We start from the raw sequence: 2879 nt of genomic DNA on the forward strand, positions 1-2879 counted from the left end.
GCTTGGAATGGTCCTGCGACCATGGGGAAGGAAAGTGTATGAAGATCGTCGATGTGCGTATCCGAGAACTGACTGGCACAGCACAATACACGGACGACTTATGGCAAGAGCGCCAACGAAGCCCGATGGATATTTACCCCGAAGCCAAAGCTCGGGGCGGCAAAGAACTCTATAAAGCCTGGAAATTTATTGGTGACGGCGACAGTCACGAAGTGAAGGGTGTATTCGTAGAAATAGAAACCGACGAAGGCATCACAGGCATTGCGGGGCCCATAAACTGGACCATACCCTGCGTGTACATCGAAGCGCAACTCAAACCCATCCTCATCGGTAAAGATCCCTTTGCGACAGAACTGCTCTGGGACCAAATGTATCGCTCAGCGCCCCACGGCCGCAAAGGCTTCCACATGCATGCCATCAGCCATGTTGACGTGGCGCTATGGGATATCAAAGGTAAGGCCTTAGGCGTGCCTGTCTGCACTCTGCTTGGCGGGCCTGTGCAACAGAGAATACCGGCCTATGCCAGCACGGTTGGATTCTCGCTCGAGCTTGAACATGTTTATGAAAAGGTCAAACAGTTTCGTGCAGATGGATACACCGCGACCAAATGGTTTGTCCGCGAAGGTCCGACCGATGGTCCTGAGGGTGAACGTAAGAATGTAGCGCTGATCAAGACGATCCGTGAGGCGGCTGGTCCTGACATGAAGATCATGCTGGACTCGTGGGGCAGCTGGGACGTCCCCTATACGCTTAGAATGGCCCGACTGATGGAGGCCTACGATCCCTACTGGTTCGAGGAACCCGTGCTTACCGATCTACCCAAGAGCTACGCCCGTCTTCGGCGGGAGTCGTCAGTGAAGATCGCTGGGGGCGAGCATGAGTTCACGCGTTGGGGCGCCAAAGCCATGATGGATCAAGAGTGCTGCGACATTTACCAGCTCGATCCCGTCTGGTGTGGCGGCATCAGTGAAATGATGAAAATTTATGCACTGGCGTCAACCTACGACGTACCCCTTATTCCGCACGGAACCTCTCAGCACATCAACGCTCACGTTTCATTCGCGGTTAATGCGGTTGCAGCGCCGATGATGGAACATTTGATCAGCTTTAGACCCATGACCCAGCACTTTTTGTTGCATTCTTTAGAACCCGTGAATGGTTATTTCACGCCGCCAGAAGTACCGGGCGTTGGACTCGATCTAGACGAGACCAAAATAGAGTCAGAGCGGCTGCTGAGCTGGATCTAAGCGAGCGAGGGTTCGTCGAGAGACGCCCTCGCGACACACAAACAACCGCTTAACAGCGTTGTCGAAGCAACACAACTACCCATAACAATGATAAAGGTGATGAGCATGAGCTACAGAAAATTTAAGAACCTCCATAGCGGGATCAAACCACTATCTGCTGCTGTTGCAGCGGTGCTATTGACGGGCGCAGCAGTCCCTTCAATGGCGCAAACCGGATCTACAGGGATGATGCTTGAAGAAGTTATCGTCACAGCTCAAAAACGTGAGCAAGGCGTTAACGATATTCCAATGTCGGTCACAGCGTTTTCAGGTGACAGCATGGCTGAAATGGGTATCGAAGATACTGCCGACTTGGCAGCTATCGTGCCTGGATTTGCGTACAGCGATTCCGTCCTCGGCACCCCAGTTTATACAATGCGAGGTGTCGGCTTCAACGAAACCAGTGCGCAAGCATCGTCTACGGTTGGCGTCTACCTCGATGAAATTGGTGTCGCTTATCCCATTATGACGAAGGGTGTAATGCTGGACGTGCAGCGCGTTGAAGTCCTCAAAGGCCCTCAGGGCACACTGTATGGACGCAACTCTACCGGTGGTGCGGTCAACTACATCACCAACAAACCTACCGAAGAGTTTGAATCATCTGTTTCTATGAGCTACGGACGTTTCGACGCAATGACTTTAGACGGTTTCGTCAGCGGCTCGGTTACTGACAATCTGCAAGCGCGTTTAGCAGTGAAAACGGTCAACTCTGGTGAAGGTTGGCAAAAAAGTGTCACGCGCGACGACGAACTCGGCGAGCAAGATAAATTATCACTCCGCTTGAGTCTTGCGGCTCAGCTCGGTGACGATACCGATGCAGCTTTCAGCTTGGCTTATTGGGAAGACAATTCCGATTCGCTTGCACCTCAGTTTGTTAAAGCAACCTACCCTTCTCGTATCGGGCCTGCTGCTGACATCATTAACCAATATGCACCTGATGGCCCCTTGGGCAATGATGCTCAGAAAGCAGACTGGACAGAGGGCGCAGGTCAGCAGATCAACATGGAAAGCACCAGCCTATCGCTACAAATTACGCACGCGATTAATGACTCTCTGACCTTTAAATCCCTGACTGGATACGCCGAGTTCGATGACACTGATTCTTTTTACGAGCGCAGTGGTATTCAAGGCATCCCAGCGTCCGTCGTGCCCGATGGATTTAAAAGCGGCGATATTACTGGGCGGAATACTGGACTCCTTGTCAGTGATGCTTACATCCAGAACACCGCCATTGAGGCCTGGACTCAAGAATTTCGCCTTTCTGGCGAGACAGAGACCGCCAGCTGGATTGCCGGAATTTACTACAGCCAGAATGAAGTCGACAATCGCGCGACACAGGTCATGGAGATGAACCAAGCGGTATCTTATGCCCCTCTCCCCGTTTACAACTTTGACCGGTTTGACAACACCACCTTCCAAGAGACCTCTACATTCGCTATTTACGCCAGTGCAGACTGGGCCGTCGGTGATAAACTGGTGGTAACAACAGGTGTGCGCTACACCGAGGACGAAACAGACTATGCCGGCTGTAGCCGAGATACCAATGGCTCATTGGCAACTTTTTATCGAACAGCGATTGGGGAGTTTACCAAC

At 52.1% G+C, this 2879-nt stretch carries 2 protein-coding genes; both read left to right on the forward strand.

Features of this window, described 5'->3' with window-relative positions; translation table 11 throughout:
* Nucleotides 1-38 precede the first annotated feature (38 nt).
* Nucleotides 39-1247, forward strand: coding sequence for an enolase C-terminal domain-like protein (locus ACTF5Z_RS11745; protein WP_438985799.1), 1209 nt, complete (start codon nucleotides 39-41; stop codon nucleotides 1245-1247).
* Nucleotides 1248-1352: 105 nt separating this feature from the next.
* On the forward strand, nucleotides 1353-2879 hold a 1527-nt coding region (locus ACTF5Z_RS11750; RefSeq protein ID WP_438985800.1), incomplete at its 3' end, for a TonB-dependent receptor.

Origin of the sequence: Aequoribacter sp. (assembly GCF_965659035.1) — a bacterium.
GTDB lineage: Bacteria > Pseudomonadota > Gammaproteobacteria > Pseudomonadales > Halieaceae > Aequoribacter.

Bases quoted from the DNA above. Each gene is read 5' to 3' on its own strand.
- ACTF5Z_RS11745 (WP_438985799.1), top strand. From the start codon at position 39: ATGAAGATCGTCGATGTGCGTATCCGAGAACTGACTGGCACAGCACAA.